The following is a 24555-nucleotide window of genomic DNA, read 5'->3' on the forward strand; positions in this document are numbered from 1 at the left end:
AAGGGAGGGGCGCTGCCCCTCTTGGCCTGCGGCCAATTCACCCCGAGGTATTTGGACAAAGAAGAAATGGACGAGGATGAGCCGGTTGTTACGCAGACCTTTCGGCGGCCATGGCAAGATCCATCAGATCACACCAGCGGATGCGGGCTGGCGATATGTGGGGTTCTCGCTGTATCGGCTGCGGCCCGGTGAAAGCGCTGGGGAGGCGACCGGCGGAAACGAGGTGATCCTGGTCATGGTGGAGGGTAAGGCATCCTTCCATGCCGCGGGCCGCGATTGGGGAATACTGGGCGAGCGGATGGATGTCTTCGAGAAAACCCCGCCGCATTGCCTTTATGTACCCAACGATGCGGAATGGCGGGCCGTGGCCAGGAGCGATTGCACCATCGCGGTTTGCGCCGCTCCCGGCAGAGGAGGGCATGACGCGCGGCGCATCGGGCCGGACGGCATCAGCCTGACCGGGCGGGGGGAGGGAACCAATACCCGGTTCATCAATAATATCGCCATGGAGGCCGAGGATTACTGTGATAGCTTATTGGTGACCGAGGTGTTCACCCCCGCCGGGCATTGGTCCTCCTATCCCAGCCATCGTCATGACGAGGACGATTTTCCGCGCATCACCTACCTGGAGGAGACCTATTACCACCGCCTGCGTCCGGCAGATGGTTGGGCCGTGCAGCGTGTCTACACTGATGACGGCAGTCTCGACGAGGTGATGCCGGTCCGGGATCATGATGTGGTGCTGGTGCCGCGCGGTCACCATCCCTGCGGCGCGCCCTATGGATTTGAGCTGTATTATCTCAATGTCATGGCGGGGCCACGCAGGAACTGGAGATTCGTTCCTGCGCCGGAGGTCGAACAGCTTATCTGAGGGAGGGGCGGAATACCGTCTGCAAATCTGATCTTGATGCGGATGCCGCATGTGTTTTGCTTTGTTCCGGATGCGCCGGCCTTATTTCCGGGCTTGATAATGCCGGAATCCGCAGGATGGGCGCACTGACGAAGCAGCGAATGCCGAACAGGTCGGTGATCCAGCGGCCCCATGCTTCCCGCTGTCGTGGAAAATGAAAGGATCAGGGATCTTTTCACGCCGCCTGCACCAGCAGCGGCGGCGCGTTCAGGCGGCGAAATAATTCGGGTGAAGCCTGCGAAGTTCCGCTGCCATGCCGATCGATTGCGACAGGTGTTGTGTCATGGCGGTGCCTGCCTGCTCTGCCGAACCGGTACGCAAAGCCTCGGCTATCCGGCGATGCTCGTCCAGAATGCGGGCGGTTTTGTCTCCTAATGGCAGGTGCAAGGCGCGTATCCTGTCTATATGGATGCTTTCCCGCCTGATCGCGTCATGCACATGCTCCAAACCTGCCGCGATGAAAAGCTCCTCATGGAATTCCTGATCGAGCTGGGCGAAGAGATACAGATCATGACGGGAGACATCCTCTTGCAGGCGGATAAGGCGGTCGAGCGTGGTATGAAGCTCCGGTCCGGCGGTTCGGGCCAGACGGCTCGCGATCTCGCGCTCGATTGTGCTGCGCAGGAAATGCGCCTGCCGGGCCTGCTCGCCGTCGATCAGGGTGACGCAGGTGCGCGACTGGGGTTGAATCGCGACCAGCCCTTCTTCCTGCAACTGAAGCAGGGCGTCGCGAATCGGAGTCGAGCTGAGGGTATATTGTTCCTGTAGCTGCTGGCGTGAAAGCGCCGTGCCGGGGGGCAGCTCAAGTGCAATGATCCGGCGGCGCAGATCTGCGCGAATTTCGCCATCCCTTGTCTCGAATTTCTTTGAACTTTTCATCTTTTGTTCACTCGCTGGCGGTCAGGCCGATAAAATGTCGTCATGTCTGTGCGCTGCGCAATCCGGCGCGGCCGCTGCTGCGGGCCAGCTCGCGGGTGGCGGGCCATCGGAACAGGTCGGGATGCTGCGCAGCCATTCCGTCAACGCGCTGGGCCGAGCCGGAAACATGGACCCGCAGCACGTCGATGGCAGTTCGGGATTCATGCGCCTCGATCGCGTCAACGATCGCGCTGTGCTGTTCTATCGGATGAAACACCTGCCCATGTTCGATGGCCAGCAGATAGCGGAGCCTGTCGAGCTGTGCCTTGTGGCTTTGGATCAGCATCCAGATCGCACCCATCTCATCCAATTCGAAAAGCGCGTGGTGGAACGCATCGTCGAGTTCCAGAAAGCCAAGAAAATCATTTGCTTCCAGTGCAAGGCGCTGGCGGGAGATCAGGCGTCGGGCGGATGTGAGGTCAAGTGTCTCATATGCGCAAAGCCGTTTGATCAGGGGCGTCTCAAGGTTGATGCGCAGGAAATGTGCCTGCCGCACCGCGACCGAATCGAAGGGGGTGACGAAAGTTGCGAACTGGGGCGCCACATGGACAAGTCCGTCCTGCGCAAGCTGTTGAACCGCATCGCGCACCGGCGTTCGGCTGGTGCCATATCGCTCGGTCAGTTCCCGATCGTTCAGAATGGTTCCCGGAGGCAGCTCAAGCGAAAGAATCCGACGGCGGAGGTCGGTGTAGATACCGTCTGAACGGGATCGCCGTCGATGACTGTGCTGCATGCTCAATATCCTTGGCAGCCCGAATACACCGCTCACGCATGTAACGCCAGCGGCGTAAATAAGGTTGAATGTAACGCACAAATATATTAGTGCGTTACATATTGGTGTTTCAAGCCATGCGACTCAACAGGGAGGAGAGTCTAATGAGTGCGTTCAGGACATTGTTGTTTTCGGCTGCGACCATCACCGCAATGGCGGGGGCGGCCTTTGCTCAGACCGACTGGCCGGACCAGACCGTCAACGTGATCATCGGCGCCAGTCCCGGCGGTGACACCGATTTCAACGCCCGCACCTTTGCCCGCTATTTCGAGCAGGTGACAGGCACGTCCATGGTCATCACCAACATGCCTGGTGGTGGCGCGACGATTGCCACCACAGCCGTGCGCGATGCTGCCCCTGACGGTTCCACGATCCTGTTTGGCCATACCGGCCATCTGATCGTGACCGAGGTTTCGGGTCTGGCCGATTATGGCATCGATGATTTTGAAATCTGCTGCATTCCGGCAGTGGATCAAGGTGCCGTTTTCGTAACCAGTGCGCAATCCGGGATCACTTCAGTCGAGGATCTGGTGAAGCGCACGAAAGATGATCCGGATGCGGTGATCTATGGCACCGAAATCGGGGGCTATTCGCATCTGCAAGGTCTTCTGTTCATGAACGAGACAGGCGCCGATATGCGCCTTGTCGATACCGGCTCGGCTGCCGAAAAGATCGCGTCGCTGCTTGGTGGCCGCGTTCACGTGGCCGGTATCGCCTATGGGGCTGTCCAGGATTATCACGAATCCGGCCAGATGGTGGTGCTTGGCCAGCCCAATGCGGAACGCAATCCGCTTCTGGGAGATATCCCCACCTTTGCCGAGCAGGGTGTCGATTTCGTGATGAACAATCCGTATATCATTGCTTTCCCGAAAGGAACCGATGAGGCGATCGTTGAGCGCATGGCGGAAATCTCGGCCGAGATTTCCGATATCCCGGAATACGCAGCCGATCTGGAACAGGGCTTCCGTCAGCCCGTGCTTTCCTATGGGCACGAGGAATCGATCGAATTACTGAGCACGCTTCGCGACAATTACATGCAGTATCGCGACGCGTTGCAATCTTCTCGCTGAAAACCGATGAGCCTGTGTCCGGCCCGTTCGGACGCATAATCTGCGAACTGTCTGACAAAGCGGATCAATCATGGCGAAATCCAGAACGAAGGGCCTTGTGGTCGGTGCCACCATGTTCGTCACGGGCCTTCTCTATTTTCTACTCGCATCCCGCATTCCGGGCAGCGGCGGCGTGGATGCCAGCTTCTTTCCTCATATGCTTTCAATCGGAATGATCCTGCTGGGAGCGATTCATCTGCTTCAAAGCTGGCGCCAGCCTGTTGCGGCAATGCCGCAGGAAATGTCGGACGATATCGTCGAACAAGCCCGCGCCACCGCTGAAGATGAGGACGCACTCGCCGGGGAAATGGCTCCGGATTATCTGAGTGTCGTTCTTTCGCTTTTGCTGATCGGTTTTTTCGTGCTGCTGATGCGACCCATCGGGTTCATCTTCGCCGCCTCAATCTACCTCTTCCTGCAAATCGCGCTGCTCAGTCCATCGGGCAAGCCTATTCCTTGGTTTCGGCTGGCACTGATGGCTGTGGTGGTCTCGGCCGCGATCTTCTTCCTTTTCCGCTATGGCTTCAGCCTGATGCTTCCGGCGGGACCGCTGACCCCATTTCTGTCCTGAGGAGCGTAGACCATGGTCGATCTTTTCGCCGCCGGCCTTCTCGCCGCAATTCAGCCTCAGATGCTGCTGCTGATATTTCTGGGCGTCGTCGTGGGCATCATCTTCGGATCCATCCCGGGCCTGACTGCCGTCATGGCCATCGCGCTGTGTTTGCCCATGACCTACGGCATGGCGCCCGCTGCGGGCATGTCACTGCTGGTCGCGCTTTTCGTCGGCGCGACCTCGGGCGGGCTCATCGCGGCAATTCTTCTCAAGATTCCCGGCACGCCGTCCTCCATCGCCACCACTTTCGATGGTGGCCCGATGATGGAAAAGGGCGAGGGGGTGAAGGCACTGGGGGCAGGGATCGTCTTTTCCTTCATCGGAACGATCCTGTCGATCATAGCACTTGTCTTCGTCGCGCCGGCGCTTGCGCGCGTGGCGCTGTCATTCGGACCACATGAATATTTCGCGATTGCAATCTTCTCGCTGACATTGATCGCGACGCTTTCCTCGGGCTCGATGACGATGGGCATCTTTTCGGGGCTGGTGGGCTTTGCGGTTTCGACCGTGGGAATCGCCCCCGTCGATGCGACCCGCCGTTTTACCTTCGGCATGGTCGAGTTGAATTCGGGGTTCTCGATCCTCGCAGTACTGGTCGGAATGTTCGCCATCGCCGAGGTGATCAAGGTGGCTGAAGCTGGCCGTGCAGGAAGCAACATAAGGATCACAGCTCCTGTCATGAAAGGCGTGAAGGGTTTCGGCTTCAGCATGAAGGAGTTCTTCGAACAATTGCCCAATGGCTTCCGTTCCGCGGTCATCGGTATTGTCATCGGCATCCTTCCGGGGATCGGTGCAGGCACCTCGAACATCCTTGCCTATATCGCCGCCCGCTCGCGTTCCAGGACGCCCGAGGAATTCGGCAAGGGCACGCTTGAAGGGGTCGTGGCCCCCGAAGCCGCCAACAATGCGGGGATCGGCGGTGCAATGATCCCACTGCTGACGCTGGGTATTCCCGGCGATGCCGTGACGGCGATCCTGCTGGGCGGGTTGATGATGCATGGTATCCAGCCGGGTCCAATGCTGTTCGTGACGCAGGCCGATCTGGTTTACACGATCTTCGCCGCACTTACGGTTTCGGCAATCGTGATGCTGATTGTCGAGTTCTACGGGTTGCGCATCTTCGTAAAGCTGCTGGCCATTCCGCGCCATATCCTGCTGCCGATGATCCTCGTCCTGTGTGCCGTAGGTGCGTTCGGCCTTGCCAGCCGCATCTTCGACATCTGGACGGTGCTGGGGTTCGGTATCCTCGGCTATGCCTTCGTCAAGGCGGGTATCCCCACCGCGCCCTTCATCATCGGCTTCATCCTTGGGCCGATGGCTGAAACAAATTTCCGGCGCGGGCTTCAATTGTCGCAGGGTGATTATACCGGCTTCCTGACCAACCCGATTTCCGGAGCCTTCCTCGCGCTGGCCGCTCTTTCGATCATCTGGCAGATCTGGTCGGGAATGCGAAAGCGGCCTGCCCGGACAAGCAGTTGATTCCCGACCTGCACGCCGCCATGGTGGCGGGCCGATCCAACGGAGACAAGATGACACGTCCTGTTCGCAAGCAACCTTCCCAACTGCGCTCGGCCCGCTGGTTCGCGCCGGACGATCTTCGCAGCTTCGGCCATCGCTCGCGCCTGATGCAGCTTGGCTATTCCCCCGAAGAGTTCATGGACCGTCCGCTCATCGGAATTCTCAATACCTGGTCCGAGATCAATTCCTGTCATTCGCATTTCCGCGAACGCGCCAAGGACGTGAAACGCGGTATCCAGATGGCCGGAGGCTTTGCTGTTGAAATGCCGTCGCTGTCGGTGGATGAAAGCTTCACCAAGCCCACCTCGATGCTTTATCGCAACATGCTTGCGATGGAGGTCGAAGAGATGATCCGCGCCCATCCTTTCGATGGCGTGGTGCTGATGGGCGGCTGCGACAAGACCACGCCGGGCCTTGTGATGGGAGCGATTACTGCGGGCGTGCCGATGATCTATCTGCCTGCCGGGCCGATGCTGCGCGGAAACTATCGCGGCCAGCATCTTGGTTCGGGGTCCGACGCATGGAAATACTGGGATGAACGCCGCGCGGGCAATATCGACGAAAAGGAATGGGAAGGCTTGCAGGGCGGCATCGCGCGTTCGGCGGGCGTGTGCATGACCATGGGCACGGCCTCGACCATGACCGCGATCACCGACGCGATGGGCCTGACGCTTCCGGGAGCGTCATCGATTCCGGCTGTGGATTCCGGTCATCAGAGGATGAGTGCGGATTGCGGCCGGCGCATCGTCGCCATGGTCTGGGAGGATCTGACCCCCGACCGGATCGTGACCGAAGCCTCTGTGCGCAACGCCGCCATCGTCGCCATGGCGACGGGATGTTCTACCAATGCGGTGGTGCATCTGGTGGCGATGGCGCGGCGCGCCGGGGTGGAACTGTCGCTCGACACGCTGGATGAACTGGGGCGCGAGACACCGCTGATCGCCAATGTCCGCCCTTCGGGCACGGATTACCTGATGGAGGATTTCCACTATGCGGGCGGGTTGCGCGCATTGATGGCGCAGTTGCGCGAAAGGCTGGACCTGTCCTGCCTGACCGTGACGGGGCAGACGATTGGCGAAAACCTCGAAGGGGCGAAGGTCTGGAACGACGACGTGATCCGCCCGCTGTCGAACCCTGTTTACAAGGAAGGCTCGCTGGCGGTGCTGCGCGGCAATCTTTGCCCCGATGGTGCGGTGATCAAACCGGCTGCCTGCGATCCGAAATATCATGTCCACGAGGGCCCCGCACTTGTCTTCGACAGCTACCCCGAGATGAAGGCGGCAATCGATGACGAGAATCTGGAAGTGACTCCCGACCATGTGCTGGTGCTGCGCAATGCCGGCCCTCTGGGCGGGCCGGGCTTTCCCGAATGGGGCATGCTGCCCATTCCCAGAGCGCTTATCAGGCAGGGTTACCGTGATATGCTGCGGATATCTGATGCGCGGATGTCGGGCACCTCTTACGGGGCCTGCGTGCTGCATGTGGCGCCGGAAGCCTATGTTGGCGGACCGCTGGCACTGTTGGAAACGGGCGACAGGGTTCGGCTGGATCTGCCGTCGCGTCGGCTCGACATGCTGGTCGATGAAGCCGAAATCACGCGCCGCCGCCGCGAATGGAAAGCGCCGAAGCCGCGTTTCGAACGGGGCTGGGGCTGGATGTTCTCGAAACATGTGACGCAGGCCGATACGGGTTGCGATTTCGATTTCCTTCAGCATGATTTCGGTCGTGCTGCCGGTGAACCTGACATTTTCTGAGGCGACGCCATGACAGAAGACATTCTTGGAAACGCGCTGGGCGGTATCTCGGGCATTCTCGTGACGCCCTATGACAAGGACGGGGAAATTGCCCCGGCGCGTCTTGCCCCCATTCTTGATCGGGCGCTTGGCGCGGGCGTCCATATGCCCGTCGTGAACGGCAATACCGGTGAGTTCTATGCCCTGACCACCGACGAAGCCGTAACGATGGTGCAGGAGGTGGCCGGACTGGTCGGAGGACGCGCACCGCTGTTGTCAGGCGTCGGGCGGGGGATCCGGGACGCGCAGCGTCTGGCCCGGGCCTCGGCGGATGCGGGCGCGGCGGCCCTGATGATCCATCAGCCTCCCGATCCTTTCGTGGCTCCTCGCGGGATCGTCGATTATCTCAAGGCCGTAGCCGATGCGTCGGGCGGGTTGCCGATGATGGTCTATCTGCGCAACGACGCCATTGGCACGAAGGCGATCGTGGAACTGGTTTCGCTGCCCGAGGTTCGCGGCGTCAAATGGGCGACTCCGAATCCGCTGAAACTGTCCGAGGCGATTGCCGCTTCCGATCCTTCGATCACCTGGGTGGGCGGGTTGGCCGAAATCTGGGCACCTGCGTTTTATGCTGTCGGTGCGCGCGGGTTCACGTCGGGGTTGATCAATGTCTGGCCCGAAATGTCCATGGCGATTCACGCGGCGTTGGAAGCGGGCGATTATGCCGGGGCCAATGCTCTTATCGCGAAAATGCGCGTCTTCGAGGAAATCCGTGCCGAGGAAATGAACGGCACCAACGTCACCGGCGTCAAGGCCGCATTGTTGGGAATGGGACTGGATTGCGGCCCGACCCGCCCGCCTTCGGCCTGGCCGTTGACCCCATCGCAGCAGGAACGGCTTGACGTCTTTCTGAAAACCCATGTTCTCAAGTGAGGCCCCGATGAGCAATCATATCCTTTCCGAAGAAACCCGCGCGAAGCTGAAGAAGATCTCGACCGCCTCGATCGCGACGGCGCTGTTCAAGCGCGGGCTGCGCAACCAGTTCATCCAGGGCGTCGTGCCGGTCGCACCCAAGGATGAGAACATGGTCGGGCCTGCTTTTACGCTGCGCTATATCCCCGCGCGCGAGGATCGGAACCCGATCACCGTCTTCCGCAATGCCGACCATCCGCAGCGCGTCGCCATCGAGACCTGCCCGGCGGGACATGTGCTGGTCATGGATGGCCGGAAGGATGCCCGTGCCGCGACGGCGGGATCGATCCTGATCACCCGGCTGGCGCTTCGCGGTGCGGCGGGTGTGGTGACGGATGCGGGCATGCGCGACGCGGAAGGTATCGGCAAGCTGGATATGCCCGCCTATTTCGCCAAATCTTCGGCCCCGACCAACCTGACACACCACGAAGCGCTGGATATCGATGTCCCCATCTCCTGTGGTGATGCGCCGGTCTTTCCGGGCGACGTGATGGTGGGCGACAAGGACGGGGTGATGGTGATCCCCGCCCATCTGGCCGATGAGATCGCCGAGGAATGTACCGGAATGGAAAGCTTCGAGGATTTCGTTATGGAAGAGGTGCAGGCCGGTTCTCCGATCATCGGACTCTATCCTGTCACCAAGGACGAGAACCTGAAGAAATATCAGGATTGGCGCACCCGGACCGGCCGTTGAAGATCCGGGAAGGCGGTTTTTTCCTGCCGCCTTCCTCTGCCGTCACAGGATGGGCCCACTCGGTGGGCGAATAAAGGAATACCGCAGACAGGATCGCGTCTCTCTGGAAATGCGCAGCCCTGAATGAAATCCTCATAGCTTGCTTGCCGCGTCATCCGCCTTGATGGCCAAAGATTGCCCGGCTGGGAATTCACCGTGGCCTTCGAATATCTGGCCGCATAACATGCGCCTGGCCATCACCTGGATCTGGTAAACTTGCGGACGACAGAGGGGAAAACCGCGATGAGCAAACGTATCGCTGTGGGAGGATTCCTCCACGAGACGAACACATTCGCGCCAACCAAGGCTGCTCTTGCAGATTTCGAGCGCGGCGGGGGCTCTGGCCCGATGGCCCGGGGGAAGGAAATCTTTACCCGTTCCGGCAAAAGCAATCAGGGCATCATGGGCGCCATCGATCACGCCCGTGCACAAGGATGGGACATCGTGCCGACGATCTGGTGTGCCGCCAGCCCCTCTGCGCATACCACAGAAGAAGCGTTCGAAACCGTGTCCGGCGAAATGATCGAACGGATCGCGTCGGCGCTTCCTCTGGATGGTATTTATCTTGATCTTCATGGCGCAATGGTCTGTGAACATCTGGATGATGGCGAAGGCGAATTGCTCAAGCGCCTCCGTGCTCGCGTGGGCGAGGTGCCAATCGTGGTCAGCCTGGACCTGCACGCTAATGTCACGCCATTGATGGTGGAAATGGCGGATGTATTGGACAGTTACCGCACCTATCCGCATGTGGATATGTTCACGACGGGAAAGCGCTGCGGTGAAATCCTCGGCCGGCTGATGGATGGGGAAAAAAATGAAAAGGCTTATCTTCAGGCGCCCTTTCTCACGGCGATTTCCTGGCAAAGCACCGACGAAGAACCGGCGAAAGGTCTTTATGCAAAAGCCGCGCGACTGGCCGACAGCCTTCTTTCGGTCAGCTTCAACATGGGCTTTCCCGCTGCGGACTTCCCCGATTGCGGAATGAGCGTCACTGCCTATGGCGCGGGTGCGGGCGAGGCGGCGCAGGCACTGATGGATCGTGTCATGGCTGCGGAACCGGCCTTTGTCGGGGAAGTTCTCACGCCGGATGAAGCCGTTGCAAAGGCACGGCTGCTCGCAGGCGACATGCCGGTCATCATCGCCGATACCCAGGACAATCCCGGGGCAGGCGGTGACGCCAATACGACGGGAATGCTTCACGCACTTATCCGGAACGATGCGCGGAATGCACTCATCGGCGGCATCTATGATCCGGACGCCGCTCTTGCCGCTCATGCCGCAGGGGTCGGCGCCACGATCCGGCTTTCTTTAGGCGGCCAATCGGGAGGCGACGCACCTGTCGAAGCGGAATTCTTCGTCGAGGCGGTCTCGGACGGAAAATTCCTTGCCAAAGGGCCTTACTATGGGGTCGGGCCGATGGATCTCGGGCCCTGTGCGGTGCTGCGGATCGGTGATGTGCGGATCTGCGTCATTTCCCTCAAGGCGCAAATGGCCGAACGGGAAATGTTCCGCCATCTCGGCCTGATCCCCGAGCAAGCGCGGGTAATTGTTGTGAAGAGTTCGGTTCACTTCCGCGCCGATTTTTCGCCGATCGCTTCGGCGATCCTCGTGGCGGCGGCGGCGGGGCCTATGGCGGTCGATCCGGCCTCGCTTCCCTGGGAACGGCTGCGGAAGGGTCTTCGTCTTTCTCCGCTTGGTGATGCTTTTGGCGAATGAGATCGATATCTGACCCGATAATCGCTGCCGGGACCCGGCGCCTGTGCGCATCGGATCCCGGTCGGCGGTTCCACCATCCAGCAGATTACAAGTTCTGGCTGATGTGAGTGTCCGGATTTCGGGGGATAGCCCGAAAACGCCATCTCTCAAGACTAACCGCAGGCTATACATCCATCTTCCCAGCTTGAACGATCAAGGCAAAACACGTCCGCGGATCATTCTTTCCCGGTATGAGGGGGCGCATAGGCGACCAGAAAGCGCGAAACGCGCCGCTCGACCAGCGCATCGATTTCCGCATCTGTAAATGGCGGAACCATCAAAAGAGCCCGGCGTTGCAGGCCCGCCAGCAGCAGGTCAACGAATTCCGCGCCGGCCTCCTTGCAATCATCGATCACCAGATCCCCCTGGGAACAGCGCAGTTCGAAATATTCCCCAAGAAGCAGAATCGTCCGCATCGGTCCCGCCGCATAGATATTGCGCGCAAGATCGGGGAATGTTTCAGCTGCACCGATCATCATGCGCATCGCAGCCAGAACCTCACGCTCCAGCAGCGCCTCGATCATCCGCCGCGCGATGAGGCACAGCTCTTCCTCGACAGGGCCGACCCCGACACCGATCCGGCGTACCGTCTCGTGCATCCTGCCGCATTCCTTCAGGACCAGAGCATTGAACATGGATTCCTTGTTGTCGAAATACACGTAAAGCGTGCCCTTCGAGACCTTCGCCGCGCGGGCGACATCCTGCATCGACGTACCTTCAAAACCCTTGCTCAGGAACATCTTGCGCGCGCCATCAAGGATTTGCCGCCGCTTCGGATTGTCCTTGTCTTCTCCCGCGGCATTATCGGCCGGCAAAGAAACGTCCGTATTGCTGGTTTTTTCATTCACGACAGTCTTCGGCCCCGGATTATGGCATTGCGACGAAAGGTAGCGCACCGCTTCTGGTTCCCTCCTACCTCAGTATCCGGAATGCGATCAACGCATCCGGTCAGAAAGCAGCATATATGTCCGATGATCGGACCTCACCCTTGCGCGTAAATACAAGATCATCAGATTGGCATTGACCGAACCGTTCGGTCAATACTATTATTTCCGCATTACTCATCCCATTTCCACGGATATCCGGCAGTACCAACTGCCATCCAGACAAAATCCGGGCAGAGAGAACTATCTAATGGCTTCAACCACGGACGATGAAGTTCCGGATGACGCGCCGCAGAATGCTGCGCAGGCCCCTCGGCCCAAATCCGGCAAGGCGAAACGCATCCTTGTGATATTGGCGGTCATGGCATTGGCCGTGATCGGATATGAGGGCTGGCACTGGTTCAGTTTCGGCCGCTTTCACGAGGAAACGGACGACGCCTATCTGCAGGCCAGCCTGATCATCCTGCAAGCGCGGGAAACCGGTTATATTTCCGAAGTGACGGTCGAGCCGAACGCCCCGGTCCAGAAAGATCAGGTGCTCGCCCGGATTGACCCCGATGATTACCGGCTTGCACTGGAGAATGCGGAAAACAGCCTATCCTCTGCGAAAAGTGCGGCGGTGCAGCTCAGGGCGCAGATCGATTCGGGTCATGCGGCTGTCGAACAGGCGCAGGCGGCCCTGACAGCGGCGCGGGCAACCAATGATGGCGCGCAGAAAGCATATCGGCGCGCGCAAGAGCTGCAAACCACCCGGGCGGGCACTCAGGCCACGACCGATGCCGCCGAGGCCACGGCAAAATCCGCGGCGGCTCAGGTGCAAAGCGCCAAGGCCGCACTGGCCCAGGCAAAGGCCGAGCTTGTCGTCCTGAAGGCCAGGTATGACGGTGCAGAGCTTGACATCAAGGCCGCGGAAACCGGCGTAAAGCAGGCCAGGCGCGATCTGAGCTTTACCGAAATCCGCGCGCCGTTCACCGGCATCCTGACCGCGCGCGAGATCGAGCCCGGTTCCTATGTCACCGCCGGCAGCCGTATCGGTACATTGGTCCCCGTCGGTGAAATTTATGCCGAGGCGAATTTCAAGGAAACCCAGATCGCGGGTATACGTCCCGGGGCAGAGGTGTCGCTGCAAGTCGATGCCTGGCCGGAAGAAACCCTGCATGGGACGGTCCAAAGCCTGTCCGCAGGCACTGGGCAGGTCTTCAGCCTGCTGCCTTCTTCCAATGCGACCGGCAATTTCACCAAGGTCGTGCAGCGCGTTCCGGTACGGATCGTGATCGATGCGCAGGACCGCGCGCGCCTGCCGTTGCGTCCGGGCATGTCCGTCATCGCCGAAATCGATACCCGCACCGGCCGGGATGAACCACTGCTGCCTGCGCCGCACCCCGGCAGCCCGGGAAAAGGCGACATGCCGGACAGCCCGGAGATAAGTGCAATCGACAAATCCGGGGTCACGGTCGCGCAGCATGGCGGCTGATCCATGACCGCCGAGACCACCGATATACCGCCCGCAGCGGCGGCCGTCCCTGTCCCGGACGAGGATCGCATCGATCTGCGCCGGCTTGTGACCTTCCTGCTGATGGTGCTGGGCATGTTCATGGCGATTCTGGATATTCAGATCGTCTCGGCTTCGCTGTCAGAGATTCAGGCGGGTCTTTCGGCGTCGGGCGATGAAATTCCGTGGGTCCAGACCGCCTATCTGATTGCCGAGGTCATCATGATCCCGCTTTCAGGCTATCTTTCACGGATGCTTTCGACCCGATGGGTATTTTTCATATCCTCTGGCGGCTTCACGCTGATGAGCCTGATGTGCGGGCTGTCGGGCTCCATCGGCGAGATGATCCTGTGGCGCGCATTGCAGGGCTTTATCGGGGGAGCGATGATCCCGATCGTCTTCGCCAGTGCCTTCACGATCTTCCCGCGCTCGAAAATGCATATCGTCACCCCACTGATTGGCCTGGTCGCGACCCTTGCGCCAACCATCGGCCCGACATTGGGCGGATATCTGACCGAGTATCTCAGCTGGCACTGGCTGTTTTTCATCAATGTGATCCCCGGTATCATCGTCACTGTCGCAGCCTTTCTTCTGATCGATTTCGACGAACCCGACCTAAGCCTTTTTCACCGCTTCGACTGGTGGGGTTTTCTGGGCCTCGCCCTGTTTCTGGGGGCGCTGGAATATGTGCTGGAAGAAGGCTCGGGCGACGACTGGTTTGCCGACGAAACAATCGTGATGATGACGGCGGTGACGCTGGCAGGTGGCTTCCTGTTTTTCTGGCGCGCCTTCACGGCAAAAGAACCCATCGTCCGGCTCGACGCGTTCGCTGACCGAAATTTTGCGATGGGTTCGCTGTTTTCGTTCGGTCTCGGGATCGGGCTTTACGGGCTGGTCTATATCTTTCCCATCTATCTTTCCGGGATACGCGAGTACAACGCGTTGCAGATCGGCGAGACGATGATGGTCACTGGCGTTGCGATGTTCCTGACCGCACCTATCGCGGGAAGACTGTCGCAAACAGTCGATCCGCGGCTTATGATGGGGGTTGGTTTCGCCATTTTCTCTTTCAGTTGCTGGATGATGACCCGGATCACCGCGGACTGGGACTATTGGGAGATATTCCTGCCCCAGATATTGCGCGGCATTTCCCTGATGCTCTGCATGGTGCCGGTGTCGAATATCGCCTTGGGGATGCTGCCGCCCGACAAGGTGAAGAATGCCTCGGGCCTGTTCAACCTGACGCGTAATCTCGGCGGTGCGGTGGGCCTTGCGATCATCAATACGGTACTTAGCAATCGCGAAGATTTCCACTATGCGCGCATCGCCGAAAGCGTGAACGGCTCGAACGAGGCGGCGCAGCAGACAATGATCATGCTTGGGGATGCCTATTCAAGCCTTGGCGGCGGGGCCTCGGCCGCCGCGCTTTCGACATTGACCAATCTTGCAAGGCGCGAGGCGATGGTCATGTCCCTTGCCGATATCTTCGTGGTCCTGACATTACTCTTCACCGGGTTGGCGCTACTGTTGCTTTTTGTCCAGAAGCCCGCGCCGGGAGGCGGAGGCGGCGGACATTGATGAAAGCGGTTTTCCGAAACAGCACATACGTCCTGCGGGGCCGTGCATCCGGTCTTGCGCCGTTCGCCCCTGAGACGGCCATCGAGAAATTGCCCGGTTGACGCGGCGATCCGTTCCCGCGTGAACGGCACAGGCATCCGCGTTTTCGCATTCCGAACGGGCGAGGTCCAAAGCTCAGCCAGTCGAGTAAATGTACTCGGGTGCCCGATATCGCGGCATCCCGATCCGCGCATTTCTGATCTTCCAGGCATTCGCGAATTCTGGCCGGGCAAAATTGAAATGTTAATACTACAGAGTTGACATGTTGAAATCCTCTGCCAGTATCAAAACATGTATGATAAGCAATCACCCTTTGCCGTAACTTCGGGGCCTCGGCGGCGCGACAGCCTGTCCGAAGCGGCGCATGCCACACTGCAAGCCGCGATTATCGACTGTCAGCTGCCGCCGGGCTCGATCGTGTCCGAAGCAGAGCTGAGTACGCGGTTCGCCTATGGGTTGGCGACTGTTCGTGCCGCGATCATGCGGCTGTCCGCAGCGGGTTGGATTGCGCCCGACGGGCGGCGCGGCTCGACGATCCTGCCGGTCTCGGCGGCGCATTTGGGCGATCTTATCGCATCGCGGGTCTGTCTTGAGCCCGCTCTGCTTCAGCACGCGCCACCTTCTGGCCTGAGCGACGAATTAAGGTTGCGCGCCACGATTTACCGGACCTCGACGCGTCAGGCGCAGGCTCCCAACCAGCAGGCCCTGTTGCATCAGGAACGCGCATTGATGCTGTTGGTGGCTCAGGTGATCGCGGCACCACGCATGCGCGGCTGGCTAATTGACACCTGGGCTCTCTGTCTGCGTGCAGATCGGCATATGGATCAGGTTTTCGGCATTTCGCGTGACCCCTTGCCGCTGGCCGGGCTTGCCATCGCGCTTGCGGATGGCGATGGCCCCCCGGCGCTGCAGATCCTGGAGCAAATGCGCCATGCGTTCGACCTGCGGGTTGCCCGCGCGCTCAGCCGCAGTGCTACGGCTTTGGGAACTGCGCAGACACCCGGGCAGCCCTTACATCGCGGCACCGCCTCGGCTGCCGCAGTTCGATCTGGCAAATCAACCAGAACCCGTTCCGCAAAAGGAGATTCGGCATGAGACTTGTTACCAGGACGTTGTTTGCCGCCCTGTTCGCTGCAACGACAACCCTTGCCGGCCCATTGGCAGCCCTGGCGGATGCCGATCGCCTTGTGATCGACCTCGTCGATGAACCCACATCGCTTGATCCCCATCTGCAATGGAACCCCGACAGTTATTATGTTTACCGCAACATCTTCGACAACCTTCTGACACGGGACGACGAAGGCGAGATCATCCCCCAGATCGCCACGGAATGGGAGCAGGTTTCCGACACTGAAACGGTTTTCACCATCCGCGATGACGTGACCTTTCACGACGGCAGCCCTCTGACGGCCGAGGATGTGGTCTATTCGGTAAAGCGTATCACCGATCCGGAATTCGGATCGCCGCAGCTGTCGCAATTCGAAAGCATCACCAATGCCGAGGTGCTGGAGGATGGGCGTGTCAAGCTGACCACCGCGACCGGCTATCCGGCACTGTTCGCCCAGTTGGTCAAGCTGTCCATCGTCCCCAAGGCCATTGTGGAAGAGATGGGGCGCGAGGCTTTCAATCGGGCGCCGATCGGTTCCGGCCCCTATAAATTCGACAGCTGGCAGCGCGGGGTCGAGGTCGGTCTGGTTCGTAACGACGATTACTGGGGAGATGCCGGACCCTTCCCGGCAGCGGTGTTCCGCGCCGTGCCGGATGCCTCGACCCGTGTGGCCAACCTGACATCGGGGGCGTCCGATCTTGTGGTGGGGATGGACCCGGATCTGGCCGCGCAGCTCGAGGCGTCCGACGGGGTCAGCCCGGTATCCGCGCTAACCGAACGCGTCGCCTATCTCAGCGTCAACCGGAACAAGCCGGGGCTGGACGATCCGCGCCTGCGCAAGGCCATCGCCCATGCCATTGATCGCGAATTGCTGGTCGAGGGGCTTCTGGGCGGCTTTGACAATCCCGTCGGCCAGATGCTGACCCCCGCCCATGTCGGCTGGATCGAAGGGCTGGAAGGCGTGCCCTACGATCCTGATGCGGCACGCGCCCTTATTGCCGAAGTGGGCGAGCCCGCCACGCGTCCATTCAGCTTTGCCACATCACCGGTCTTCGACCAGCGGATTGTTCAGGCTCTGCAACAGATGCTGGGCGAGGTGGGGCTGACGGTGAATATCGAAATGACCGATATGGCGACCTATCTGCAAAAATCGCAAAGCCCGCCCGAGCAGGCGCCCGATCTTGGCTTTGGCCGCTGGTCCTGCGCCTGTCAGGATGCCGATGGGGTGCTGTATCCGCTGCTGCATTCCAGTTCTTCCTGGTCGCGGGTCCGTGATGACGATCTGGACGTTCTGCTGGAAAGCGCAAGGTCCGAGATGGATCCCGACCGGCGGCAGGAGTTGTATGGCCAGATTCATGAATGGATCGCCGAAGAGGTCCCGCAGGTGCCGCTTTACCAGGCCGCGATCATCTACGGTGCCTCGGATAACCTGGAATGGTCCCCGACGCCGAACGAAAGCCTGTTCCTGAACCGGATGGGCTGGTCGGAATGACAGACGGCGCCGGGCAGGCCGGCCACGCAAGGGGCGCCGCATGAGCAGATTTCTTGTTCGGCGTCTGCTACAGGCCGTGGTCTCGATCCTCGGGGTCATGGCGTTGATCTTCTTCCTGCAACGCCTTTCGGGCGACCCGGTCCTGTTGCTGGTGTCAGAAGGCGCAAGCCAGCAGGCGATCGACGCCTTGCGCAGCAATCTGGGATTTGATCGGCCCATGCTGGTGCAGTTCGCGGATTACATGACCGATCTGGCGCGCTTTGACCTGGGTCAATCCGTTGTCCAGCAAGTGCCGGTCGCCGAGATCATCAAATCGCGCTTGCCCTATACAATCTGGCTGGCCGGGGCCGCATTGCTGCTGGCACTTGGCATCGGGGCGCCGCTTGGCGTGTTCATGGCGATGCGGCGCAACCATCCGCTCAGCAAGCTGGGGATGGGCTTCGTGCTCGCGGGGCAAAGCCTGCCGACTTTCTGGAGCGGGGTCATCCTGATCCTGCTGTTCGCCGTCACTCTGGGCTGGCTTCCCACATCCGGCGCGCGTGCGGCAGAGAGTGTCATCCTGCCGGCGTTCTGCCTTTCCCTGCTTAGCATGGCGACCTTTGCCCGCGTGACCCGCACCGCCGTTCTGGACGAGCTTTCCAAACCCTATATCCGTGCCGCCCGCGCCAAGGGGCTGTCGCTTGGGCAGACGGTGCGCCGCCACGCGCTGCGCAACAGCGCGATCCCGGTGATCTCGATCGCCGCGCTGGAAATCGCGAATCTTCTGTCGGGCGCTGTCATCGTAGAGACAGTCTTCGCGTGGCCCGGCCTTGGCCAATTGACCATCCAGTCCATTGCCGCCCGCGATTTTCCGATCGTGCAGGCCATCGTATTGCTGGGGGCTGTCGTGTCGATCCTTCTCAACCTCGCGGCTGACCTGCTCTACAGCGCGGTCGATCCACGCATCCGGCTGGAGGGCCGCACATGACCGGCTCCCCGCGCCTGCGCCGCTGGCTGCCGCCCCGGCTGTGGATCTTTGTCGCCATTCTTGCCATGATGGTGCTGGCCGCGCTGCTGGCGCCGCTGATCGCGCCGCAGAATCCCGAGGCGCAGAACCTGCTTGGCCGACAAAGGCCGCCGGGGACAGAGCTGCGCGACATCACCTATCTGCTGGGCTCGGACGAGTTGGGCCGTGATCTGCTGTCGCGGCTGATCTATGGCGCGCGGGTCTCTTTGACGGTGGCGGCGCTGTCGGTGCTGGTCAGCGGCACGATCGGCACCGCGCTGGGCATGATCGCCGCCTGGCTGGGCGGGTGGATCGGCACGATCATCATGCGTCTGGTCGATATCGTCCTGTCGGTGCCTGCCATTCTGCTGGCGATCATCACCGTCGCGATCCTGGGGCCGGGCTTTGTCAACGTCATCGCAGTGCTGGCATTCACCCGTTGGCCGCGTTACGCACGCGTCGCCTATGGGCAGACGCTTGGCCTGATGAACTTGCCCTATGTGCGTCTGTCGCGATTCATGGGAGCATCCACGCCCCGCGTGCTGCTGCGCCATATCCTGCCCAATATCATCGGCCCGATCATGGTCGTTGTCACGCTGGAATTCGGCCTGATGGTCCTGTTCGAGGCGGGCCTGTCCTTTCTGGGCCTTGGCGTGCAGCCTCCCATGCCCAGCTGGGGCGCAATCCTGTCAACGGGGCGCAATTACGTCACCACGGCCTGGTGGATCGCCGTCTTCCCGGGTCTGTTTCTGTTTCTTCTGATCCTGTCGGTCAATGTCCTGGGCGATCACGTCCGCGATGTCGTCGAAGGCCGACGCTGAGCCACCTTTGAAAGGACCTGTCCCATGACCCGACCCCTGCCTTTGCCCGGCGCCGATTTCACAGGCAAGCGCGTCATTGTGACCGGGGCAGCGGGCATTTTCGGCCGCTGGATCGCCGAAGCGTTCGATGCCGCCGGTGCGACGCTTTTGCTGTCCGACCGCGATCAGGCCGCACTGGCCGATGTCGCAGCCAGCCTGTCGCGCCCCGTGCTGTCACATGTGACGGAGCTGACCGATGCCGCCTCGATCGACGATCTGATAGCGATGGTGGGCCGTGAATGGGGTGCCGCTGATATCCTGGTCAATAACGCGGCCGTCTATCCAAGCGGCTTTTTGCTGGACGTGGATGCAGACGAATGGGACCGTATCTTCGATATCAACCTGCGTGCGCCCTTCCTTCTGACGCGGGGGATCGCCACGCAGATGGTGCGGCAACAGGTGCAGGGCAATATCGTGATGATCTCTTCGGGTGCATCGCGCAAGATGCGCACAACCGCGGCGCCTTATTCGATCTCCAAGACGGCGCTGGACCGCCTGACCAAGGGCTTTGCGGTGGAACTGGCGGAATACGGCATCCGCTGCAACGCGGTTGAGCCGGGCTTTGCCCCCGGCAGCACCAGCAGCCCGCTGCCGCAGGCGCATGTGAACGCAGTCACCGGCGCAATCCCGTTGGGCCGCGCCTCGCGCTATGAGGACGCGCCGGCGGCGGTGATGTTCCTGGCCTCGGACGCGGCTTCTTATATCACCGGGGCGACGCTGTCGGTCGATGGCGGAGGATCCGCAGGCACAATCCTTGTGCATCAGGACAAGAAAAGGGCATTGTGATGGATCGTCCGCGTTATATCTGGCCCGAGGGCAAACGGTCGGCAGCCTGCTTCAGCGTCGATGTCGATGCCGAGGCGCCCTATCTCTGGGCCCATCGCGCTGGCCTGCCGCCGCATCTGGGTCAGTTGGAACAACGCCACTTCGGCCCGCGCGAGGGGATCTGGCGCATTCTGGACATGCTGGATCGCGTAGGGATCAAAGGCAGCTTCTACGTTCCCTCGGTCGTGGCCGAACTTCACCCCGAACTGCTGCCCGCCCTATGCGAGCGCGGCCACGAGATCGGGCTGCATGGTCATCTGCACGAGCTGGTGGCCGAGATCACGGATGATCAGTTCCAGCTTGCGCTGGACCGGTCGCTGGACGTCTTCAAGGCGCAGACCGGCATGGTTCCCTGCGGATTCCGGTCGCCCGCCTGGGAGATGACGCCCGCAATGATTACTGCCCTGAAGAGTCGCGGGCTGCGCTATGACAGCTCGTTGATGGGCTATGACCATCCCTATGAGATCGGCGGCCTTGTGCAGGTGCCGGTGCAATGGCAGATCGACGACGCGATCTATTTCAAATTTCAGGGTGGTGGCGCAGATCGCTGGCCGCCCGAACCCGCCCGCGCAGTCGAGGCCGGCTGGCGCGACGAATTCGAGGCCGGGCGCGATTTCGGCCAGTTGTTCACGATCACCGTGCATCCCTGGGTCTCGGGCCGGGCACAGCGGGTCGCGATGCTGGAACGCGTGCTGACCCATATCGCGGTGCAGGACGATGTCTGGTTCGCCACCGCCTCCCGGATCGCAGAGTGGCACCTGACCGCAAATGCCGGGCGGTTTGTCGTGGAAACCGGGCTGGATACTTTGGCGGCACGTCTGGATCAGGGGGCGCGCGCATGACCTCGACCTGGGAACCCGGCAAGGTGATGGCCGAGGGTCGTGGCGGCATGGTTGCGGCCCAGCATCAGGTCGCCGCGCGGGCGGGCGCCGATGTGCTGGCGCGCGGCGGGAATGCGATGGATGCGGCGGTCACCACGGCACTGGTCCTGTCGGTGGTGGAGCCCTGGCTGAGCGGGATCGGCGGCGGCGGCTTTCTGATCTGGCGCGACGGGCAGGACGGTTCGGCCCGCAGCCTGGATTTCTCGATGATCTCGCCGCGCTCGCTGCGCCCCGAAGACTATCCGCTGGTCCCCGGCCATGACGACGACTGGTTCAGCTGGCCGCAGGTGCAGGGGCAGAAGAATCTGATCGGGGTGCATTCGATCTGCGTACCGGGTGCCGTCGCAGGACTGGCCGAAGCCCTGATGGCCCATGGCACGATCTCTTGGGCCGATGCGCTGGCCCCCGCCATCGCCGAGGCCGACAAGGGGCTGGCCGTGGATTGGTTCACTGCGCTCTGCCTGGCCATCGATGCGGGGAACCTGCTGACCGATGCAATGTCGACCCGGATCTTCATGCCGGACGGTCATGCGCCCTCACTTGGCGAGGGGCGCAGCCCACGCCGCCTGCCGCTGACCGAAAAGGCCGCGACCCTGCGCCGTCTGGCGCAAGCAGGGCCGCGGGATTTCTACGAGGGTCAGATCGCCCGGGACCTGATCGCCGACATGCAAGCGCTGGGCGGCAGCATGACGGCCGAGGATCTGGCGTCGTATCGTCCGCGATGGGGCACGCCTCTGCGGCAGGCCTGGGCCGGTGGCACGGTACTGGCGATGCCCGGTCTGTCGGGGGGCCCGGCGCTGCTGGATGTGCTGGCGCAATTGGACGAAGCGGCGGGGTCTGAACCGCAAGCGGCGGATTACGCAGCCTTTGCCGATGCGATCCGCAGCGCTTATGCCCGGCGATTGACGCAGATGGGGCACGCGAAGGGCGCTATCGATCCGGGCTGCACGACGCATCTGTCAGTGATTGACGCACAGGGCAACGCCGTATCGCTGACCAACACGCTGCTGTCACGCTTTGGGTCAAAGGTGACCTCTGCACGTACCGGGATGCTGCTTAACAACGGCATGATGTGGTTCGATCCCCGGCCCGGCACGCCGAATGCTCTGGCGCCGGGTGCGCAGCCCTTGGCCAATATGTGTCCTGTTCTGGCCGAAACGGCAGAGGGCGGGTTGCTGGCCATCGGCGCTGCAGGTGGTCGCCAGATCATGCCGGCGCTGGCGCAGCTTCTGGCCTTTCGCATGCGGCACGGCATGGATCTGGGGCGGGCCCTGTCGCATCCCCGGCTGGACGCGTCCGAGCCACGCATTCGCATTGATCGCCGCGCACCCGAGCAATCTGCCGGCCTTATCGCGCACAACCACGATGTCGAGGTGGTGGATGACGTGCTCTACCCCGTTCAGTTCGCGGTCCCAAGCGCGGTCGAGCGTCGTCCCGACGGCCGCCTTCAGGGCATGGTCCACCCCAACCACCCGTGGTCGGCCGCCGTTGCCGCCGATATGGATGCGCCATGATGCCGATACCCCGGGAAACGCAAGCCCAGACCCCCGTGCTGTCTTGCACCGATCTGCGCATCGAGATCGGCGGCAACCCGGTGGTGGACGGCACCTCGTTATCCATCGCGGCGGGCGAGACGCTGGCTCTTGTCGGCGAATCCGGCTGTGGCAAAAGCATGACCGCGCTTGGCCTGATCCGCCTGCTGCCTGACGCGGCGCATCTGTCTGGCGGCCAGATCAGCCTGCAGGGCGAGCGGATCGACCAGCTTTCCGAGCGGCAGATGAATCGCCTGCGCGGAAACCGCCTGGCCATGATCTTTCAGGAGCCGGTGGCGTCCCTTGATCCGCTGATGCCGGTTGGCCGCCAGATCGCCGAGGCGCTGTCGCGAAGTGATACGCTGACATCGGCAGAGGTCAGGACGCGCGTTCTGGACATGCTGACCCGGGTCGGCATCGACCGCCCCGAGATACGCGCCCGCCAATATCCGTTTCAGTTGTCGGGGGGCATGTGCCAGCGTGTCATGATCGCCATGGCGATGATCCGCCAGCCGATCCTGCTGATCGCGGACGAACCCACCACCGCTCTGGATGTGACGATCCAGAAGCAGATCCTTGAGCTGATGGGCGATCTGCGCAGGGAAACCGGCAGCGCCGTATTGCTGATCACTCACGATATGGGCGTGGTATCGGAAAGCGCGAACCGGGTAGCGGTCATGTATGCCGGCCGCATCGTAGAGACCGGCAGCGTGGCGCAGGTGTTCGCCCGGCCAAGACATCCCTATACCGCAATGCTGCTGCGCACGATTCCGCGCCTTGATGGGCCGCGCAAGCAGGCGCTGCCCGCCATTGCGGGGGCGGTTCCCGATATCCGGGACTGGCCCGGGGGCTGTCGCTTTCATCCCCGCTGTCCACTGGCGACAGATCACTGCCGCGCAAAGGCGCCGCCTTTGGCTTCGGTCGGTGCCAGCCATGAGACAGCTTGCTGGCACCATGACCGTATCGCAACGGAGCTGACATGAGCACTCCCATCGTATCGGTCCGCGAGCTCAAGGTGCATTTCCCGATCCGCAGCGGAATCATGGGCCGGGTGACTGATCATGTGCGCGCGGTGGACGGAGTCAGCTTCGACCTGATGCCGGGCAGGACCGTGGCGATCGTGGGGGAATCGGGCAGCGGAAAGTCCACCACCGGTTATGCGGTGATGGGCATGCAGGAGCCGACCGAGGGGCAGATCCTGATTGACGGCCGCGACCGCGCCCGGATGTCGCGATCCGAACGGATGGCGACGATGCGCCGGTTGCAGATCGTGTTTCAGGACCCGGTCTCGGCACTGAACCCGCGCATGTCGGCTGCCGACAGCATTGCAGAGCCGTTGCAGATCCACGGCGTTGGCACAGCGCGCGATCGTCGTATCCGGGTGCAGAAGCTTCTGGATCTGGTGGGATTGCCGCGCTCGGCCGGGGGCAAGCTTCCGCGTGAATTCTCGGGTGGGCAGAAACAGCGCATCGTCATCGCCCGCGCCCTCGCACTGGATCCGCAGGCCGTCATCTGTGACGAAGCGGTGTCCGCGCTGGATGTCTCGATCCAGTCCCAGATCCTGAACCTGTTCCTGGATCTGCAATCCGAGCTTGGTCTGGCTTATATCTTCATCTCTCATGACTTGTCCGTCGTGCGGCATATTGCGGATGATATTCTGGTGATGCGAGCCGGAAAAGTGGTGGAGCAGGGCCCGACCGATGACATTTTCAGCACGGCCCGGCACGAATATACACGGCAATTGCTGGCCGCCGTGCCAAGGCTGTGACATCGCTTTCAGGATCGGACCCGCCAATTTCCGAAGTTTCTTGGGATGGTCGTCCGGTCTTCCTCACTTCCCGGGATC

The 24555-nt window shown here is 61.4% G+C and carries 22 protein-coding genes; 19 read left to right on the forward strand and 3 right to left on the reverse strand.

The features are described 5' to 3' along the window. Nucleotides 1–76 precede the first annotated feature (76 nt). Nucleotides 77–871 carry a 5-deoxy-glucuronate isomerase gene (gene iolB, locus D3P04_RS11640; protein ID WP_119749017.1) on the forward strand — a complete coding sequence of 265 codons (795 nt, stop codon included), beginning with the start codon at nucleotides 77–79 and terminating at the stop codon, nucleotides 869–871. A 246-nt stretch (nucleotides 872–1117) separates the two neighbouring features. Here the strand turns inward: iolB and D3P04_RS11645 are convergent, their stop codons facing one another. Further along, the gene (locus D3P04_RS11645; RefSeq protein ID WP_119749019.1) at nucleotides 1118–1789 is read right to left on the reverse strand and encodes a GntR family transcriptional regulator; all 672 of its coding nucleotides are present in this window, start codon (nucleotides 1787–1789) and stop codon (nucleotides 1118–1120) included. Between the two features lie 40 nt (nucleotides 1790–1829). Continuing rightward, nucleotides 1830–2561 carry a GntR family transcriptional regulator gene (locus D3P04_RS11650; protein WP_119749021.1) on the reverse strand — a complete coding sequence of 244 codons (732 nt, stop codon included), beginning with the start codon at nucleotides 2559–2561 and terminating at the stop codon, nucleotides 1830–1832. A 143-nt stretch (nucleotides 2562–2704) separates the two neighbouring features. Between D3P04_RS11650 and D3P04_RS11655 the strand changes: the two genes are divergently transcribed. From D3P04_RS11655 to D3P04_RS11685, 7 genes are all read left to right on the forward strand, one after another. Next, the gene (locus D3P04_RS11655; protein WP_119749023.1) at nucleotides 2705–3670 is read left to right on the forward strand and encodes a Bug family tripartite tricarboxylate transporter substrate binding protein; all 966 of its coding nucleotides are present in this window, start codon (nucleotides 2705–2707) and stop codon (nucleotides 3668–3670) included. A gap of 70 nt (nucleotides 3671–3740) precedes the next feature. Continuing rightward, nucleotides 3741–4280 carry a tripartite tricarboxylate transporter TctB family protein gene (locus D3P04_RS11660; protein ID WP_119749025.1) on the forward strand — a complete coding sequence of 180 codons (540 nt, stop codon included), beginning with the start codon at nucleotides 3741–3743 and terminating at the stop codon, nucleotides 4278–4280. A gap of 12 nt (nucleotides 4281–4292) precedes the next feature. Then, nucleotides 4293–5801 (forward strand): tripartite tricarboxylate transporter permease, encoded by a 1509-nt coding sequence (locus D3P04_RS11665; protein ID WP_119749027.1) that lies wholly within the window; start codon nucleotides 4293–4295, stop codon nucleotides 5799–5801. 50 nt (nucleotides 5802–5851) lie between these two features. Continuing rightward, nucleotides 5852–7594, forward strand: coding sequence for an L-arabinonate dehydratase (gene araD, locus D3P04_RS11670; RefSeq protein ID WP_119749237.1), 1743 nt, complete (start codon nucleotides 5852–5854; stop codon nucleotides 7592–7594). Nucleotides 7595–7603: 9 nt separating this feature from the next. Next, the gene (locus D3P04_RS11675; RefSeq protein WP_119749029.1) at nucleotides 7604–8506 is read left to right on the forward strand and encodes a dihydrodipicolinate synthase family protein; all 903 of its coding nucleotides are present in this window, start codon (nucleotides 7604–7606) and stop codon (nucleotides 8504–8506) included. Between the two features lie 7 nt (nucleotides 8507–8513). Beyond that, the gene (locus D3P04_RS11680; protein WP_119749239.1) at nucleotides 8514–9239 is read left to right on the forward strand and encodes a ribonuclease activity regulator RraA; all 726 of its coding nucleotides are present in this window, start codon (nucleotides 8514–8516) and stop codon (nucleotides 9237–9239) included. Nucleotides 9240–9521: 282 nt separating this feature from the next. After that, complete coding sequence (locus D3P04_RS11685; protein ID WP_119749031.1) at nucleotides 9522–10994, forward strand: M81 family metallopeptidase; 1473 nt, start codon at nucleotides 9522–9524, stop codon at nucleotides 10992–10994. A 215-nt stretch (nucleotides 10995–11209) separates the two neighbouring features. Here the strand turns inward: D3P04_RS11685 and D3P04_RS11690 are convergent, their stop codons facing one another. Continuing rightward, the gene (locus D3P04_RS11690; RefSeq protein WP_232844981.1) at nucleotides 11210–11929 is read right to left on the reverse strand and encodes a TetR/AcrR family transcriptional regulator; all 720 of its coding nucleotides are present in this window, start codon (nucleotides 11927–11929) and stop codon (nucleotides 11210–11212) included. 238 nt (nucleotides 11930–12167) lie between these two features. Between D3P04_RS11690 and D3P04_RS11695 the strand changes: the two genes are divergently transcribed. The 11 genes from D3P04_RS11695 to D3P04_RS11745 all read left to right on the forward strand — a co-directional run bounded on the left by D3P04_RS11695 (nucleotide 12168) and on the right by D3P04_RS11745 (nucleotide 24477). Continuing rightward, nucleotides 12168–13391, forward strand: coding sequence for an HlyD family secretion protein (locus D3P04_RS11695; RefSeq protein ID WP_119749033.1), 1224 nt, complete (start codon nucleotides 12168–12170; stop codon nucleotides 13389–13391). 3 nt (nucleotides 13392–13394) lie between these two features. After that, nucleotides 13395–14987 (forward strand): DHA2 family efflux MFS transporter permease subunit, encoded by a 1593-nt coding sequence (locus tag D3P04_RS11700; protein ID WP_119749035.1) that lies wholly within the window; start codon nucleotides 13395–13397, stop codon nucleotides 14985–14987. A 330-nt stretch (nucleotides 14988–15317) separates the two neighbouring features. Next, nucleotides 15318–16121, forward strand: a complete 804-nt coding sequence (locus tag D3P04_RS11705; RefSeq protein ID WP_119749036.1) for a GntR family transcriptional regulator — start codon at nucleotides 15318–15320, stop codon at nucleotides 16119–16121. After that, the gene (locus D3P04_RS11710) at nucleotides 16118–17626 is read left to right on the forward strand and encodes an ABC transporter substrate-binding protein (RefSeq protein WP_119749038.1); all 1509 of its coding nucleotides are present in this window, start codon (nucleotides 16118–16120) and stop codon (nucleotides 17624–17626) included. Before D3P04_RS11705 ends, D3P04_RS11710 begins: the two co-directional genes overlap by 4 nt. 40 nt (nucleotides 17627–17666) lie before the next feature. Further along, nucleotides 17667–18593 (forward strand): ABC transporter permease, encoded by a 927-nt coding sequence (locus D3P04_RS11715; RefSeq protein ID WP_119749040.1) that lies wholly within the window; start codon nucleotides 17667–17669, stop codon nucleotides 18591–18593. Next, nucleotides 18590–19432 (forward strand): ABC transporter permease, encoded by an 843-nt coding sequence (locus D3P04_RS11720; protein WP_119749042.1) that lies wholly within the window; start codon nucleotides 18590–18592, stop codon nucleotides 19430–19432. The genes D3P04_RS11715 and D3P04_RS11720 overlap by 4 nt, the downstream gene beginning before the upstream one ends. A 24-nt stretch (nucleotides 19433–19456) precedes the next feature. Beyond that, the gene (locus D3P04_RS11725; protein ID WP_119749044.1) at nucleotides 19457–20257 is read left to right on the forward strand and encodes an SDR family NAD(P)-dependent oxidoreductase; all 801 of its coding nucleotides are present in this window, start codon (nucleotides 19457–19459) and stop codon (nucleotides 20255–20257) included. Next, nucleotides 20257–21138: a polysaccharide deacetylase family protein gene (locus tag D3P04_RS11730; RefSeq protein WP_119749046.1), complete on the forward strand. Its 882-nt coding sequence runs from the start codon at nucleotides 20257–20259 to the stop codon at nucleotides 21136–21138. The genes D3P04_RS11725 and D3P04_RS11730 overlap by 1 nt, the downstream gene beginning before the upstream one ends. Further along, nucleotides 21135–22691, forward strand: coding sequence for a gamma-glutamyltransferase family protein (locus tag D3P04_RS11735; RefSeq protein ID WP_119749048.1), 1557 nt, complete (start codon nucleotides 21135–21137; stop codon nucleotides 22689–22691). Before D3P04_RS11730 ends, D3P04_RS11735 begins: the two co-directional genes overlap by 4 nt. Next, nucleotides 22688–23692 (forward strand): ABC transporter ATP-binding protein, encoded by a 1005-nt coding sequence (locus D3P04_RS11740; RefSeq protein WP_220475316.1) that lies wholly within the window; start codon nucleotides 22688–22690, stop codon nucleotides 23690–23692. Before D3P04_RS11735 ends, D3P04_RS11740 begins: the two co-directional genes overlap by 4 nt. Then, on the forward strand, nucleotides 23689–24477 hold the full coding sequence (locus D3P04_RS11745; protein ID WP_119749050.1) for an ATP-binding cassette domain-containing protein: 789 nt from the start codon (nucleotides 23689–23691) through the stop codon (nucleotides 24475–24477). The genes D3P04_RS11740 and D3P04_RS11745 overlap by 4 nt, the downstream gene beginning before the upstream one ends. Nucleotides 24478–24555: the final 78 nt, after the last annotated feature.

The sequence above is a fragment of the Paracoccus onubensis genome (genome assembly GCF_003591515.1).
Lineage (GTDB): Bacteria > Pseudomonadota > Alphaproteobacteria > Rhodobacterales > Rhodobacteraceae > Paracoccus > Paracoccus onubensis.